Genomic DNA, 14,057 nt, shown 5'->3' with positions numbered 1-14,057 from the left:
GTTCCTCCTTTATGTTGACTTCTGTGCTGAAATAGCGGCCACTTCAATGCCTGCCGCTTTGAGTTCTTTTCTGATTTTTTGCGCAAAGGTCAGCGCGTGTGCTCCATCTCCGTGGATGCAAACGGTATCTGCTTTTAAGGACACATCATGGCCTTGCTGAGATTTAACCGCCCCTTCTTTCACCATTTTGATTACTTGGGTGACGGCGGCATCATCGCTTTCAATGAGTGCGTCCTGTTGGGAACGCGGTGTCAGTGTGCCGTCGGCTTGGTATGTTCTATCGGCGAACACTTCATTTGCCGTCTGAAGTCCGATCCGTTCACCCGCTTTGACGAGCTCGCTCCCAGCAAGACCGAAAAGCACTAGGCCGGGATCAACCTTATAGACAGCTTTCGCAATGGCGTCTGACAGCTTTTGATCGACAGCCGCCATATTGTATAAAGCGCCATGCGGTTTGACGTGCTGCATGTGAAGTCCTTCTGCTTTTAAAAAACCCGAGAGCGCGCCAATTTGATAGACGACGAGATCGTACGCTTCCTCAGGTGAAATCGCCATATTGCGGCGGCCAAAGCCCAGTAAATCCGGCAAACCCGGATGCGCGCCGATTTTCACACCGTTTTCTGCGGCGAGCGCAACGGTTTTCCGCATGACACCGGGATCTCCTGCATGAAATCCGCATGCGATGTTCGCAGATGTGACATACTCTAAAATATCTTGGTCAAGGCCTATCCTGTAGGCTCCGAAGCTTTCTCCTAAATCACAGTTCAAATCAACTTGAAACACAGAATCCCTCCTGCCAAAGCAAATGATTTGCTTGATGTATTTATTGTTCCGAAATTCGGAACGACTATTCCGAATTTTTGAACTTTGCTTTATTATAATTCAAACCTCTCAGTTTGTGAAATACTTTTGTTAGAAAACCTACCATGGGCCCAGAAGAAAACCTGCCAAACTAAAAAAGAGCCCATCTTAGGACTCTTTTTTTTATAAAACCCAATGGCGAATCGCTTTCGCGACACCATCCTCAATATTTGTCTCCGTAACCCAATCCGCCGTTTCTTTCACAATGTCTTGCGCATTTCCCATCGCGACACCCAGACCCGCTTCTTTAATCATGGCGATGTCATTGAGGCTGTCACCCATCGCCATCACATTCTCCATCGTAAAGCCGAGTTTTTCAGAAACCTTCGCAAGGGCTGCGGCTTTGTTGATGCCAAGCGCGTTGACCTCAATGTTTGTCGGGCTTGAATTGGTGATTTCGAGCTCTTTGTTTTTTCTCAGCTCCTCCAGCACTTCGTTTCGGATGTCGTCATCCTCAATGTCAAAGCCGAATTTGAGCCATTCGTGATCCGTAATGTTTTCCGGAAACTCGCCTCTCCATACTTTATTTACAGTAGAAGCCCAGAAGTTCGTGTTGTGCTTGTTCCGCAAATCCCACATCATCTGAATATGATCTGTATGGAGCAGCTTACGTTCGACCAAGTTAAAATTCGAATCCCAAATTTCACTGCCGTTTGCCGTGATTAAAAAGGACGACAGCTTCAGCGATTCAGCCAGCTCCCGGCACGTCATCAGTGTCCGGCCCGTGCTGATCACCACGTACACGCCTTTATCCTCCGCTTCCCGAATGGCTTTACGGTTTTCATCCGAAATCAGCTGCTCGTCATTCAGCAGTGTTCCATCCATATCAATTGCGATCAGCTTAATATCCACATTTTCTCTTTGAACAGACATATATGTACCTCTCTTTATCTTTTAATTGTGCTTCTACCTATTCTAATACATTATACCCAGCGGGACAAAAAAGCGATTTCACATGTTTGAGGCACGCGAATAAGAGGAAAACAAGCGGTGAGGTGATGATAGATGACAGAAAGAAAACAGCAAAATAAACCAAATGAAAATCCCGAACACAATGACTTAACCGATCCGATTCCAAACGAAGAGCTGAAGGAAAATATGGAGGATGAAAAACACAAACGGCAGCAAAGAGATGACTCACAAAGCGAACGGGATTACGATACAAAATAATTGAACCCCTCACAATTCGTTGTGAAGGGTTTTTTCACTTTTCGATATAGATGCCGATTTCTGCTTCAGCAACAGGCTGTCCGCTCACTGACGCCTTGGCATGTCCGAACACAAACCCGCGCCGGTTGCGCGTAACCTCAAACGCAAGTTCAAGCCGGTCACCAGGCATGGCCGCACCGAGCTTTTCCGCTTTCTTCACGGAAGACAATAAGCCCAAGCTGTTCTCACCTGTAATCCCTGTAAAAGCCGCGGTTTGCGCAAGTGCTTCAATCACAAGTGAAAACGGCATTTCTGTTTGCGTGTCAGTGATAAACCAATCGTTTTCACTAATCAGCTTATACGCTTCCGCATATTTGCCTGGCTCGCTTTTCGTCACGCGATCAATGAACAAAAACGGATAGCGGTGAGGCAAAGATAATGGGTTCATATGATCTCTCCTTTTTTGACTATTATATATCAGCCTACAGCTGAACGATAGGATATATGAAAAAAAATGAAAAAGGAAACTGTTATGCCCAAAAACAGCTATCTAAGCCCATTCCCTATAACGAGTATCATCTTCCACTAAAAGAGATTTAGTTTTTCATTATTTCTATGCGGGACCCCATATATGAATCATTAATCCGTAGAACAAAACAAGATTTCGTCAGAATCGCCTTCAGTTGGTTCCCCTAAGCAGCAAACAATAAAACCAATAATTTGGCTTTACTCATCTGGTAAAGATCAGTTGTTTATAGAATGATGAAATAAGTGATAAGAACAGCACTTCTTTTAAAGAGCTGTTCTTATCCAAATTGCAGTTCATAACATTTTGTCTTTTCCATAATATGTGATATATTCAATATATTACATATGTCTATTTAAGGAGGGATATCTAAAATTTAGAGTTCAACTAATTAAGTGAGTTTGGAATAACAATATCGCATATAAGTATTGTTTTTAGTTGGAATTTTTTTCTAGATTAACAGTTTTAAGATTTCGTTCATTGGTTTTAACAATTTTTTTCTTCGAAATATACATCAATGTCATGTTTTTGAGTTGTAATTTGATGATTTCTTCATGTTCTTTAAAAAAAGTAAATTTTAAACGCATAGCATGGATGCATACGTAGGTTTTTAATAATAGAAGTTAAATCTTTATTATTAGCTAAATTAACGATAATGTATGAAATTCCTGAGCCATTCGTTTCTAAAATTTGCAAGGCCTCTCTCACGGGTGTTCGACTAACCCCTAAAGTTTCAGCTAATTCGTCATCATTAATTCTTTCACCTGAACGCAGATTCCCTTCAACAATCCATTTTTGTAATTGATTAAAAACTATATCTTTGGCTGAAATTCTCGTTTTTTGTTTAGAATTTTTCGGTACTGGCATTAAATACAACCTTTCTATTTTCTTAGCTTTACTAATATATTGAATATAGGATATTTAGGAGTGAGAAGCATGACAGACAGAGAAGTTAAGAGAGCTTTTTTTCTAATAACTGAAAATAGGTTTCATACTACATACCTAATTGATAAGTGGATGAAGGCTTTTGGATCTGAAAATGATTTTAAAGGAATTATGATTCGCGGCAATAAAAATGAAGCATCTCTTAAGGACAAGCTTTCAACCTTACCGAGCCTAACTATAGGTGATTTAGAAGAAATTTATGGGGAACTTAGTAATGCAGAGAAAGAAATGATCATGACTTACGGTGTTCCTAAAAATCACTTGCATTATGATAATAATGTGATATTAGCAGGAGAAGACTTGAACAGTAAAGAGACAAAAAACTGGCTTGAAAGTGTCGTGAGGCAATTTGATAAAGTTGTTTTTTTCATATTTTTAGACGTAATGTTAGAAGATTGGTGGATTGAACTGACTAAAGGACAAATTATTAACGCTCATTCTGCTGTCTTACCCTTTGCCAGGGGAATGAATGCAATCGAGTCTATGGCATACAAAGGGGATATAGAGGAATTTAAAAAATCAGTGGGGGCTTCTGTACATTTTATCGATAATGGTATAGACACTGGTCCAATATTAATAGCAACTAGGATAACTAATCCATTCTTATATAGATCATTGGGTGATTTAAAAGGAGCCTGTTACCAGCTTGCTTTTGATTTATTAATACATCAAGCTTCAAAGATACATAGATTTAAGGAGAAAGAATTTGTAGGTATCAGCCCAGACAAGAGTATGATTGGGCCAGTTTTCTATTCTAAACATTTTTCAAATGAAATTCGTAAAATTGCAGAATTTAATTACTTAAATATGAAGAAAGAGGTGACTACAGTTTGATCTACGATAACGTTTTAGAACTTATCGGCAATACACCTATTGTTAAGTTAAATAATCTTGTTCCAAGCGGGAAGTCAGAGTTATATGCAAAACTGGAAGGGTTCAATCCAGGCGGAAGCTCTAAAGACCGTGTTGCAAGCAATCTCATAGAGGTTGCAGAAAAAGACGGAAAGCTAAAAAAAGGCGGAACAATTGTTGAATCCTCTTCGGGCAATTTGGCGATAGGTTTATCTATGGTTGCTAAAAGAAAAGGTTATAAAATGATTTGTATTGTAGATCCCAAAATAAGTGAAGTTAATTTAAGTTTAATTAAAGGTTTTGGAGCTCAGGTTTATATGGTTGACCATGCTGATAAAGATGGAAACTATCTGAAAGAACGGTTAAGAAAGGCGGAAGAACTTTCAAAGACACTTCCAAACTGTTTTTGGCCTAATCAGTATAATAATTCCGCAAATCCAGGGGCCTATATAGAAAGCTTAGCGGGTGAAATATATGATGATTTTAAAGGCGACCTTGATTGGATTGTTTGCCCTGTAGGAACAGCTGGGCTAATAACTGGTTTAACTAAGGGACTTAAACGTCTGATTCCTCGAGTAAAAACACTCGCAGTAGATGCTAAAGGTTCTGTTATTTTTGGTGGCCCTTCTGGTAAAAGACATTTAATAGGTATGGGAAATGCAATTGTACCTGGTAATTTAGAACCTCAATTATATGATGAAGTCGTTCACGTTGGAGATGAGGAAGCATTTTATATGACAAGGCAGCTCGCATTAGAAGAAGGATTGCTAGTCGGCGGTTCTTCTGGGGCATCGGTTTTTGCAGCTACGAATCTGATTCAGAAATTAAAAGAAAAAGTTAAAATTTTAACCTTATTACCTGATCGAGGAGATAGGTATTTCAATACAATATTTTCTGATCAATGGATTCAGAATAAAAACATGGACTTGGATGTTATTAAATTTGGTCAAAAAACCAAACTATATAATTATTAGGGAGGAATGTAGTTTGTTAACAAACATTAAAGCACCCGAAATAACCTATTTAAGTATGAGTGATGTTATTAAAGCTGAAGGAAATCAATCTGCATTGTATGTGGATTCTATTAAAGAAGCTCTCACTTTACATGCTGAAAGAAAGTTTGTACAACCTCTAAAACCATACCTAAGAGCTAATCAAAGTAAAGGACATATCGCTGACAGAATTATTGCTATGCCTGCACACCTGGATGAAATGAATATATCGGGTATAAAATGGGTTGGAAGCAAGAATGATAATCCTTCTAAAAGAAAAATAAGCCGAGCTAGTGCAGTAGTTGTATTGAATGATCCTGAAACAAATTATCCTGTATCTATCATGGAAGGTAGCTTGATAAGTGGAATGAGGACTGCAGCTGTTTCAGTTTTAGGAGCAAAACACCTTGCAAAAAAAAATTTCGCAGAAATGAGTTGTCTAGGTTGTGGTCAAATTGCTCAATTCCATGTCGAGTCATTTATTGATCATTTTAAAAACCTTAAAAAGATTAATTTATTTGATATTAACCAAGACTCAGCAAATTTATTAAAAGAAAAAATTGATGAATATGTAAGGCATAAAGGAGACAACAGATTTATTGAAGTTAACGTATGTGAAAATTTAGAGAAAACAGTAAGGAATGGAGAAGTTATATTAACTTGTACGGTTGCAGATACGCCATATATACCTTTTGAATGGATTTCAAAAGGAACATTCATTAGTAATGTTTCTATAATGGATTTTGAAAAAGAGACTTTCTTAAAAGCAGATAAAGTAGTAGTGGATGATTGGGACCAAGCTAATCGTGAAAAAAAGGTTATTAATCAACTCGTTTTAGAGGGAAAATTCTCTAAAGAACAGTTACATGGAGAATTAGGGGAGATCATAACAGGTAGGATTCCCGGAAGAGAGAATGAAAGCGAAATCATTATATTAAATCCTATGGGTATGGCTATTGAAGATATAGCTTGCGCGTACAAAATTTTCAAAAAAGCAAAAGAACTTGGAATAGGTAAAACTTTGAGTCTATATTAAATGGTAAGGGGGGCAGATTATTATAGCTGCTCCCCTTTTATTCCGGCCTTACAATTCAATTATTTGTTATCCCCAACCTTTAAAAATGAACATAAGAATAATGAACAAGGTTCCTAATGCTTGATACCAACCAAAAGGGATACCCAACTGTTAAACCTTTAATATTTCCATTAGATAATAAAGACATGTTCCAGCTATAGCCAAAAATACAAGTGTTGTAACCATTAATAAATATCAATGAATCCTCTTCTTTGTATGCAATATATTACACAATAATATATAATATTCTCATAATTTAAACCATAAATCATAAGGAGGATCCAATGAACAAACTACCAGCACACCTATTTTTAGATGATTTAAAACTTGAGTATACTTCTATGAGTTTTTCAACTTCTACTGAAAAAGGGGCAGCTAATGTTGCTAAAGAATTGAATTTTAATGAAAGACAAATGGTCAAGACATTAATCTTTGAAACAGGCCAAAGTGAAAAAATTTTAGTAATGGTCGGAGGAGATCAAAATATTAAGTCAGGGAAATTGAAAAAAGCAGTGGGTTCAAAAAATATAAAAATGGCTTCGCCTGCTACTGTAAAAGAACTTACAGGATACCAAATCGGATCAATCCCTCCATTTGGGTGGCAACCTACTCATTTTCGTTCATTTATAGACCGTACCCTAATGAAAGAAGATACACTTGGAGTGGGAGCTGGTGTTTGGGGAAATGAAATTATTATAACTCCCCAAAACTTAAAAAAGGCTTCTAAAGCCCAAGAAGTGGACATTGTTACAGAACAATAGAAATAATAAAATCGGCGTATATTGAGCCATTCTCAATGGCTCTTATTTATTTCGAGGATATCCAACTTAATGTGGTTTTGCCTAACATTTTATCAGGAGATGTTTTATAAGATCACTTTCTGAAGGATGATCAGAAAAACCAGTTATCATTCGATTTCCATCCTCCTATACCTAGCTGGGTGATACAGTAAAGTATAAGAATCGTTCTTTTCCTCTTTCGACAAGGCTTGCGCAGAAAGAACACGTCTTCATTTGATACTTCCGCCGTTAATAAGCATTCTCGCACACGAAATATGTAAACAGCCATATCAAAAAGCTGATCAAAATGGCTGGATATGATGTGGTGACGCCTAAATTGCTCGAGGATGTGTGAAGCTACACATTCCAGTTTACAAACATGAACGACTGAAAACTGGAGAAACCAATGATCAGGCAAAACGGAGGACAGCGCATCTTTATGGTTGGATGCAGCGCGGGCCGACGATCACATGGAATGCAGCAGTATGTCTGAGGTGAACGGAGATGTTGCGCTTCTCATCAAAATACTGCGGGATAAACAGCTCCCGATTTGGCGATATATCAATTTGATGCCCTACATGGCTTTGCCAATCCTGAGTCGGTTTATTTTGACAGGGCACTCTTTCTCAAAACACTCTCCCTCATCAAAAACGAGGCGGAAAAACCACCTCGTCCTATTTCATTAGATTGTTCTGTTAACGCGCACAAATGGTCATCAGTGACCTCAGTCGTTTTTTACTTTGCTTGTCTCATCTCACCGAACGGATAAAAGACGAGAGATTCAGTTCCGACGATCTCTTCATCAGAAGGCATACCCATTCCGTTTCTGCTATCCATCGAATTGAGGCGGTTATCTCCCATTACGAAATATTGGCCTGAAGGAACCTCAGCTTCGAAGTCACCTGTTAAGCTCACACCTATTTCTTTGGCCTCTTGTTGATGTTCCTTTAGGTACGGTTCTTCCACCTTTTTATCGTTTATGTATAGCTGATCATCCTTCATTTTTACACTGTCACCAGGCAAACCGATTAAACGTTTGACTGATGAACGGCCGCTCGTTTTGTCTTGAATGACTATGATGTCGCCTCTGTGAAAACCGCCTGTATATTTGGCTGCTTTGTCAACCAAAATTCTTTCTGAGTCTTGAAGCGTTGGAGCCATTGACAAGCCTTCAACGAGAAAAGGCCTGTAAAACGCCATTCTAATCGTCAAAATAAGTGCAGCGATCAAAACGATACTGAATACAACGATCCATCTTGTTTTTCTTTTTTTCTTTAATGTGATTTTTTTCGCATTCAATTTCCTTCACCCAATACCTTCCTAAGAATCCCAAATTATTATACAGCATTTGGATCTTCTTGGTTAGTTTTTTTCGGATAGTTGTGTAAGGAAATTGATTGGCCGGGGCAACCATCCACCCCGCCCTATTTCATCACCATTTTCTCAAACGAGCACAGATTTCATCCGTCACCTCAGCCGTTGTGCTTTGTCCGCCAATGTCGCGTGTTTTGATGCCATCAGCCGTTACTTGTTCCAGGACATCAAGGATCTTCGCCCCCAGTTCTTCCTCCCCGAAATGGTCAAGCATCAGCTTCGCTGTCCAAATTTGGCCGATTGGATTGGCAAGGCCTTGGCCGGCAATGTCGGGAGCTGAGCCGTGAACCGGTTCGAACATAGATGGGTATTTGCCGGACGGGTTGATATTCGCGGACGGCGCAATACCGATGCTTCCCATCAAGCTTGAGCTGATGTCCGTTAAAATATCACCGAACAAGTTGCTCGCCACAATGACGTCAAACGTTTCCGGACGCGTCACAAAAAAAGCGGCCAGCGCATCAATATGCTGGGATGACGTTTCGATTCCGCTGTAATCAGCCGCAGTTTGCTGAAAGACTTCATCCCAAAACGGCATCGCGTGATAAATGCCATTCGATTTTGTCACACTTGTCACATGGCCGCGCCGTTTTTTCGCCAATTCGAAGGCGAAGCGCATGACTCGTTCTGTCGCTTTTCTCGTAAATACAGCATTCTGGATGGCGATTTCATCGCCGCCTCTGTGAATGCGTCCGCCGACTTCACTGTACTCGCCTTCACTGTTCTCGCGAACCACCATAAGATCAAAATCATTTGGATGCAGAAGCGGCGACGTGATGCCTGCCATTTGTTTGGCCGGTCTCATATTAATGGAAAGCTCAAGCTCCCTCCGGATTTTCAGCAGAAGCCCCCATAACGAAATATGATCGGGAACCAGCTTCGGGTTTCCGACTGCTCCTAAGAAAACCGCTTCAAATTGAGTAAGCGTATGTATGCCGTCTTCAGGCATCATGTCGCCGTGCTCCATGTAATAATCACAGCTCCATGGAAAAGACGTAAATGAGAATGACAAACCGCCGTGCACCTCAGCCGCTGTATGAAGCACTTTCTCAGCAGCCGCCACAACCTCTTTTCCTACTCCGTCTCCCGGTATTGCCGCAATCTCGAATTGTTTCATTGTCATTCTCCTTCCCCTGTTATCGTAAGCGTTTTCTATTATACTAGAATGCGAGATGGTAAAAAAAGCCCGTGACATGCTGTCACGGGTCGTTTATTGATTCAGCTTCTTTAAAATGATGGCATGCAGCGGTTCATGAGACTGAATGCCGCACACCTCTTGAAGCACGCCGCTGTATCCTTTTTCTTCGATCAGCGCTTGCAGTTCAACCGCTTCAGGGTCATCGGTGAAATCGAAGCGCAGTGCTGCGGCAATCCCTTCCGCCAGTGCATTCGGCTCTTTTATTTTCTTTGCCGGGCCTACGAGCCTATCATTTTCTCCCAGTTTTCTGAGAGGTGATCTCGCTACGCGGGTCACATCGTCTGTAATGAATGGGTTTTCGAAGCGTCCGATGATTTTTTTGATATATTGTTCGTGTTCAGCTTGCTTAAAGCCATACGTTTTGACGAGGTAGTCACCGGTTTCAAGCAGTGCGGAATGAACGACACGGCGGATTTCCGGGTGATCGATTGCTTCTTTGACCGTTTTGAGCCCGCGCTGATAGCCGACATACGCTGTCACCGCGTGTCCGGTGTTGACTGTAAACAGCTTTCGTTCGATGTACGGCGTTAAATCATGAACAAACAGCGCGCCGTTTATGGCCGGTGTTTTTCCTTTAAAGCCTGATTCATCAATGACCCATTCAAAAAATGGTTCAACCGACACTTTGAGCGGATCTTCATGATGCTGAATCGGCACGATCCGATCAACGGCAGAATTTGGAAAACCGACCGTTTCACTGACGGACTCCCGCTTCGCCTCAGTTAAATGGCTGTATATCTCTTTCTTCAGAAAGCTGCTTCCTCCGATCATATTTTCGCAGGCAATGATATTCAGTGTGTTTGAAGCGTCTCTTCGTCTTAACCCTTCTGCGATAGAGGGAGCAATCAGCTTTAACACGTTCGGACCGACCGCCGTTGTGATGAGCGCCGCCTCATTGATTAGCCGATACAGCTCCTCCGGCTGGCTGCCGCTATTGATGGCGCTGACCGGGCCGATAACCTCTGATGAATGCCCCTCTTCTGCCAGCTCCACTGTGTATTCCTTTTTTTCATTGAGGAGGCTGACCATCGTGTCGTTCACATCCGCAAACACTACGTCATAGCCAGAGTGGTGAAGCAACGCGCCGATAAACCCCCTCCCGATATTTCCCGCACCGAAATGTAAGGCGATCATGTCAGTTCACCTCGTTGAAAATGGCGATCAAATCTTCTTCGCTTTTAGCAGAGATCAGGCGTTCAATGTTTTCTTCTTCTGAGCAAATGATGGCGATGTTAGACAAAATGTCTAAATGCTCATTATTTTTGCCCGCAATGCCGAATACCACTTTTGCCGTGTTGCCTTCTCCGTACTCGACGCCGTCTGGAATCTGTATGATGGATATTCCAGAGTGAAGCACCTCGTTTTTCGCCTCTTCTGTGCCGTGTGGTATGGCTATAAAATTTCCCATAAAAGTAGATGATGTTTCTTCACGTTCAAACATTTTGCCAATGTAATCTGCTGTCACATAGCCGTTGTCAATCAGCGTCTGGCCTGCCATTTTGATGGCTTCTTCCTTTGATGATGCCGTTTGATTGAGTTTAATATTTTCCTTTGCGAGTACTTGCATGGGTATCACTCTCTTTCTATGAGATTACTTTTTAAGTTTTTCAAGCAGCTCGTCATATTTCGGGCTGTTTAAGAAGTTATCCACTGATATGTGTGTCGCGTTCGGCAGCTTCGCTTTCGCGCGATCTGTTAAATCTTTGTGTGTGATGACAATGTCCGCATCGCTTGGCAGAGTGTTAATGGCCGTGTTGGCCACACTAATATCCAGCTCCGCTTTTTTCACTTTGTTTCTTAAAATCGATGCTCCCATCGCGCTTGATCCCATTCCCGCATCACATGCGAAGATGATTTTGTTTACGCTTTCAGAAGACAGCTCAGACGCTTCCTCAGCTTTCGTTTGCTCCGCTTCTAAAACAGAGGCCGCTTGGCTTTTTTTCCCCTTCATGGACTGCATTTTTTCTGTTGCTGCAGCGAGGTCTTCTTCGCTTGCTTTTGAAGATTTCAGGATCACTGCTGATACGATGAACGAAACAGCGGCAGCGACCAATACACCCGCCAATACGCCGAAGTAGCCGCCTCTTGGCGTCATCGCCAGCAATGCGATGATGCTTCCCGGTGACGCTGCTGCGACAAGTCCGGCATGAAAGATCGTGAATGTTAAGAGTCCGCTTGCTCCGCCGGCAATCGCCGCCAGAATCAGGGCCGGTTTCATCAAAATGTACGGGAAGTAAATCTCGTGAATCCCGCCAAAGAAATGAATGATCGCCGCGCCGGGAGCCGTCGATTTTGAAGAGCCTTTGCCAAAGAACATGTACGCCAGCAAAATGCCGAGCCCCGGCCCAGGGTTTGCTTCTACTAAGAACAAGATCGATTTTCCCGTTTGGGCCGCCTGCTCGATTCCGATTGGACTTAAGATTCCATGGTTAATGGCGTTGTTGAGGAATAACACTTTCGCCGGTTCTACAAAAACGCTGGCTACAGGCAGTAAATTCGCGTGTACAATGACTTCTACACCGGCTGCCAGCAATTTGTTTAACGTCAGGACAACCGGGCCGATAGCGTAAAACGCGAGAATCGTTAAAGCCGCGCCGACAATCCCTGCCGTAAAGTTGTTGATGAGCATTTCAAAGCCTTGTTTGACCTTATCCTTGAATAATTGATCAGTCTGTTTAATGAGGTATCCGCCAAGGGGCCCCATGATCATTGCACCTAAAAACATCGGAATATCCGACCCGACAATCACCCCGATTGCCGCTGTCGCCCCGACGACTCCGCCGCGCTGATCGTAAATCATTTTTCCGCCTGTATACGCTATCAAAAGCGGCAGTAAATATGTGATCATCGGGCTGACAAGTGTATTCAGCTGTGCATTCGGAAACCACCCCGCCGGAATAAACAGCGCGGTAATGATGCCCCACGCGATAAACGCGCCGATATTCGGCATGATCATTCCGCTCAAATAACTGCCGAAACGCTGCACTTTCACTTTCATGCCGCCTTGCTGTTGTTCTTGCTGCATATATAAACCCTCCCTGTTTTGTTTGTCGCTGTAAGATAGAAAAAGATGTTCAGAGAATCATGCTTCCCTTTGACTCTATGTTAAAACGCTTACACACTCTATACAATTGAAAGTAAAGAGGACTTTGGCATACGGGTGTGACAATTTTTTAAAAATAAAAAGGCTCCTGATTTCAGGAGCCTTTTCTCTTTCCTCTATAAATAATGTTGCCGTTTTGAATCACGTACTTGGCGATCATCCGCTCACTCACTATAAAAACGGGATAGGCGCACACAAGTGCAAAAACAGCCATCGGCACGTGCTGTACGGCCGGCAGCATTGAGCCAACCGCATCGCGGAGGAGCAGCAAAAGATAAATAAGCAGCACGATCACTGCTAGTGACAGCAGCATCATCGGAGCTGATACTTTATATTCATAAAGCCGTTCCCGGCAGTGTCCGCAGCGAAATTGACAAGGCACGTTTGATGATCTGACCATGTCGCCTGTCAAAGGTTTGCCGCAGTTCGGACATTGTGTTTCTTTCATAGGGTATTCCTCACTTTCCATTCCATATGTCTATTATACCAGAGTCCCTTCTGTTTCGTTTTGTTGCTGTTCAACACATTTTCACATTTTTTATCATCTGCTTACTTGTCTCTGCCTTTAAAATCATCTACGCTTAAATAGATCTTAATGGAGGGGATGTATGAATGCTTCCGATTAATAGACAGCAGCACATACTGAAGTGGCTGAAAGAAGAAGGCGCGCTCAGAATTTCTGACATCAGCGCAAAGTTCGGCGTTTCGGAAATGACCGTATACAGAGATGTCAACCAGCTTGTTCAGTCAAATCAGGTCATCAAAACGGCCGGCGGCATCACGCTCCCAGCCCAAATACCTCAAGCGGATCATATGTGCAGCTATTGCCTGAAGCCAGTCAATCAGGCTTATTCGGTTCAGCTGATTACGGTAAACCAAGACATTGAACAGCTATGCTGCGCACACTGCGCGTTTTTGCGCTACGCAGATAAAACGGAAGAGGTTTCACACTTACTTTGCCGAGATTTTCTGTTACACACAACGGTCAGTGCCGGTTCGGCTTATTTTGTGGTTAATGCTGAATTAAACCTGCACTGCTGCCAGCCGCAGGCGATTCCGTTTGCAACACTCGACCATGCCGAACGGTTTCAAAAAGGATTCGGCGGAGCCGTCCGCACGTTCGACCAGGCGCTCGAAGACATGCTTCGAGACAGAAAAAAGCGGTGCACCTGCACCAAGACATAACACAACATATACAGCGGA

Annotated in this window: 15 protein-coding genes and 2 pseudogenes; 7 read left to right on the top strand and 10 right to left on the bottom strand. The window is 42.3% G+C overall.

The window, feature by feature from the left end:
* Positions 1 to 9: 9 nt before the first annotated feature.
* Positions 10 to 783: a 5-oxoprolinase subunit PpxA gene (gene pxpA / locus M1D98_RS02325; RefSeq protein WP_039075835.1), complete on the bottom strand. Its 774-nt coding sequence runs from the start codon at positions 781 to 783 to the stop codon at positions 10 to 12.
* 201 nt (positions 784 to 984) lie between these two features.
* Positions 985 to 1,734, bottom strand: a complete 750-nt coding sequence (locus M1D98_RS02320) for a Cof-type HAD-IIB family hydrolase (RefSeq protein WP_010330830.1) — start codon at positions 1,732 to 1,734, stop codon at positions 985 to 987.
* A 132-nt stretch (positions 1,735 to 1,866) separates the two neighbouring features.
* Between M1D98_RS02320 and M1D98_RS02315 the strand changes: the two genes are divergently transcribed.
* On the top strand, positions 1,867 to 2,031 hold the full coding sequence (locus M1D98_RS02315; RefSeq protein ID WP_010330829.1) for a hypothetical protein: 165 nt from the start codon (positions 1,867 to 1,869) through the stop codon (positions 2,029 to 2,031).
* 34 nt (positions 2,032 to 2,065) lie between these two features.
* Here M1D98_RS02315 and M1D98_RS02310 read toward each other — a convergent pair whose 3' ends face one another.
* Positions 2,066 to 2,458, bottom strand: a complete 393-nt coding sequence (locus M1D98_RS02310; protein WP_268526748.1) for a 3-hydroxyacyl-ACP dehydratase FabZ family protein — start codon at positions 2,456 to 2,458, stop codon at positions 2,066 to 2,068.
* Between the two features lie 750 nt (positions 2,459 to 3,208).
* Positions 3,209 to 3,403, bottom strand: a pseudogene (locus M1D98_RS02305) (GntR family transcriptional regulator); the annotation flags it as partial.
* A gap of 69 nt (positions 3,404 to 3,472) precedes the next feature.
* On the opposite strand from M1D98_RS02305, the gene M1D98_RS02300 reads away from it, so the two are divergent.
* The 5 genes and pseudogenes from M1D98_RS02300 to M1D98_RS02280 form a co-directional block, all read left to right on the top strand.
* Positions 3,473 to 4,315 carry a formyltransferase family protein gene (locus M1D98_RS02300; RefSeq protein WP_268551011.1) on the top strand — a complete coding sequence of 281 codons (843 nt, stop codon included), beginning with the start codon at positions 3,473 to 3,475 and terminating at the stop codon, positions 4,313 to 4,315.
* Positions 4,312 to 5,307 carry a 2,3-diaminopropionate biosynthesis protein SbnA gene (sbnA, locus tag M1D98_RS02295; RefSeq protein WP_435576968.1) on the top strand — a complete coding sequence of 332 codons (996 nt, stop codon included), beginning with the start codon at positions 4,312 to 4,314 and terminating at the stop codon, positions 5,305 to 5,307. The genes M1D98_RS02300 and sbnA overlap by 4 nt, the downstream gene beginning before the upstream one ends.
* A gap of 55 nt (positions 5,308 to 5,362) precedes the next feature.
* Complete coding sequence (gene sbnB, locus M1D98_RS02290; protein WP_435577015.1) at positions 5,363 to 6,361, top strand: 2,3-diaminopropionate biosynthesis protein SbnB; 999 nt, start codon at positions 5,363 to 5,365, stop codon at positions 6,359 to 6,361.
* Between the two features lie 323 nt (positions 6,362 to 6,684).
* Positions 6,685 to 7,161: an aminoacyl-tRNA deacylase gene (locus M1D98_RS02285; protein ID WP_268526743.1), complete on the top strand. Its 477-nt coding sequence runs from the start codon at positions 6,685 to 6,687 to the stop codon at positions 7,159 to 7,161.
* Positions 7,162 to 7,416: 255 nt separating this feature from the next.
* Positions 7,417 to 7,861 (top strand): annotated as a pseudogene (locus M1D98_RS02280) (dienelactone hydrolase family protein); the annotation flags it as partial.
* Between the two features lie 53 nt (positions 7,862 to 7,914).
* On the opposite strand, the gene sipU reads toward M1D98_RS02280, so the two are convergent.
* From sipU to M1D98_RS02250, 6 genes are all read right to left on the bottom strand, one after another.
* Complete coding sequence (gene sipU, locus M1D98_RS02275; RefSeq protein WP_121641903.1) at positions 7,915 to 8,478, bottom strand: signal peptidase I sipU; 564 nt, start codon at positions 8,476 to 8,478, stop codon at positions 7,915 to 7,917.
* A gap of 133 nt (positions 8,479 to 8,611) precedes the next feature.
* Positions 8,612 to 9,676 carry a tartrate dehydrogenase gene (locus tag M1D98_RS02270; protein ID WP_456279962.1) on the bottom strand — a complete coding sequence of 355 codons (1,065 nt, stop codon included), beginning with the start codon at positions 9,674 to 9,676 and terminating at the stop codon, positions 8,612 to 8,614.
* 87 nt (positions 9,677 to 9,763) lie between these two features.
* Positions 9,764 to 10,885, bottom strand: coding sequence for a mannitol-1-phosphate 5-dehydrogenase (locus M1D98_RS02265; protein ID WP_268523667.1), 1,122 nt, complete (start codon positions 10,883 to 10,885; stop codon positions 9,764 to 9,766).
* Position 10,886: 1 nt separating this feature from the next.
* Positions 10,887 to 11,318 (bottom strand): PTS sugar transporter subunit IIA, encoded by a 432-nt coding sequence (locus M1D98_RS02260; protein ID WP_010330819.1) that lies wholly within the window; start codon positions 11,316 to 11,318, stop codon positions 10,887 to 10,889.
* A 24-nt stretch (positions 11,319 to 11,342) separates the two neighbouring features.
* Positions 11,343 to 12,776 (bottom strand): PTS mannitol transporter subunit IICB, encoded by a 1,434-nt coding sequence (locus M1D98_RS02255; RefSeq protein WP_435576966.1) that lies wholly within the window; start codon positions 12,774 to 12,776, stop codon positions 11,343 to 11,345.
* A gap of 172 nt (positions 12,777 to 12,948) precedes the next feature.
* Entirely contained in the window at positions 12,949 to 13,302 is a 354-nt protein-coding gene (locus M1D98_RS02250) for a hypothetical protein (protein ID WP_039076030.1), read from the bottom strand.
* A 164-nt stretch (positions 13,303 to 13,466) separates the two neighbouring features.
* Between M1D98_RS02250 and ycnK the strand changes: the two genes are divergently transcribed.
* A complete protein-coding gene (gene ycnK, locus M1D98_RS02245) occupies positions 13,467 to 14,039 on the top strand; it encodes a copper uptake transcriptional regulator YcnK (protein WP_456279961.1) in 573 nt (190 codons plus the stop codon).
* Positions 14,040 to 14,057 lie beyond the last annotated feature (18 nt).

This window comes from Bacillus sp. K7, from assembly GCF_053903245.1.
This window is presented reverse-complemented; position numbering and strand designations above follow the sequence as displayed.

What these genes read in the sequence shown, in the direction of transcription:
- M1D98_RS02285 (WP_268526743.1), top strand. Translation starts at nt 6,685, where the DNA reads ATGAACAAACTACCAGCACACCTATTTTTAGATGATTTAAAACTTGAG.
- M1D98_RS02300 (WP_268551011.1), top strand. Translation starts at nt 3,473, where the DNA reads ATGACAGACAGAGAAGTTAAGAGAGCTTTTTTTCTAATAACTGAAAAT.
- M1D98_RS02255 (WP_435576966.1), bottom strand. Translation starts at nt 12,776, where the DNA reads ATGCAGCAAGAACAACAGCAAGGCGGCATGAAAGTGAAAGTGCAGCGT.
- M1D98_RS02270 (WP_456279962.1), bottom strand. Translation starts at nt 9,676, where the DNA reads ATGACAATGAAACAATTCGAGATTGCGGCAATACCGGGAGACGGAGTA.
- ycnK (WP_456279961.1), top strand. Translation starts at nt 13,467, where the DNA reads ATGCTTCCGATTAATAGACAGCAGCACATACTGAAGTGGCTGAAAGAA.
- M1D98_RS02315 (WP_010330829.1), top strand. Translation starts at nt 1,867, where the DNA reads ATGACAGAAAGAAAACAGCAAAATAAACCAAATGAAAATCCCGAACAC.
- M1D98_RS02260 (WP_010330819.1), bottom strand. Translation starts at nt 11,318, where the DNA reads ATGCAAGTACTCGCAAAGGAAAATATTAAACTCAATCAAACGGCATCA.
- M1D98_RS02310 (WP_268526748.1), bottom strand. Translation starts at nt 2,458, where the DNA reads ATGAACCCATTATCTTTGCCTCACCGCTATCCGTTTTTGTTCATTGAT.
- M1D98_RS02265 (WP_268523667.1), bottom strand. Translation starts at nt 10,885, where the DNA reads ATGATCGCCTTACATTTCGGTGCGGGAAATATCGGGAGGGGGTTTATC.
- sbnB (WP_435577015.1), top strand. Translation starts at nt 5,363, where the DNA reads ATGAGTGATGTTATTAAAGCTGAAGGAAATCAATCTGCATTGTATGTG.
- M1D98_RS02320 (WP_010330830.1), bottom strand. Translation starts at nt 1,734, where the DNA reads ATGTCTGTTCAAAGAGAAAATGTGGATATTAAGCTGATCGCAATTGAT.
- M1D98_RS02250 (WP_039076030.1), bottom strand. Translation starts at nt 13,302, where the DNA reads ATGAAAGAAACACAATGTCCGAACTGCGGCAAACCTTTGACAGGCGAC.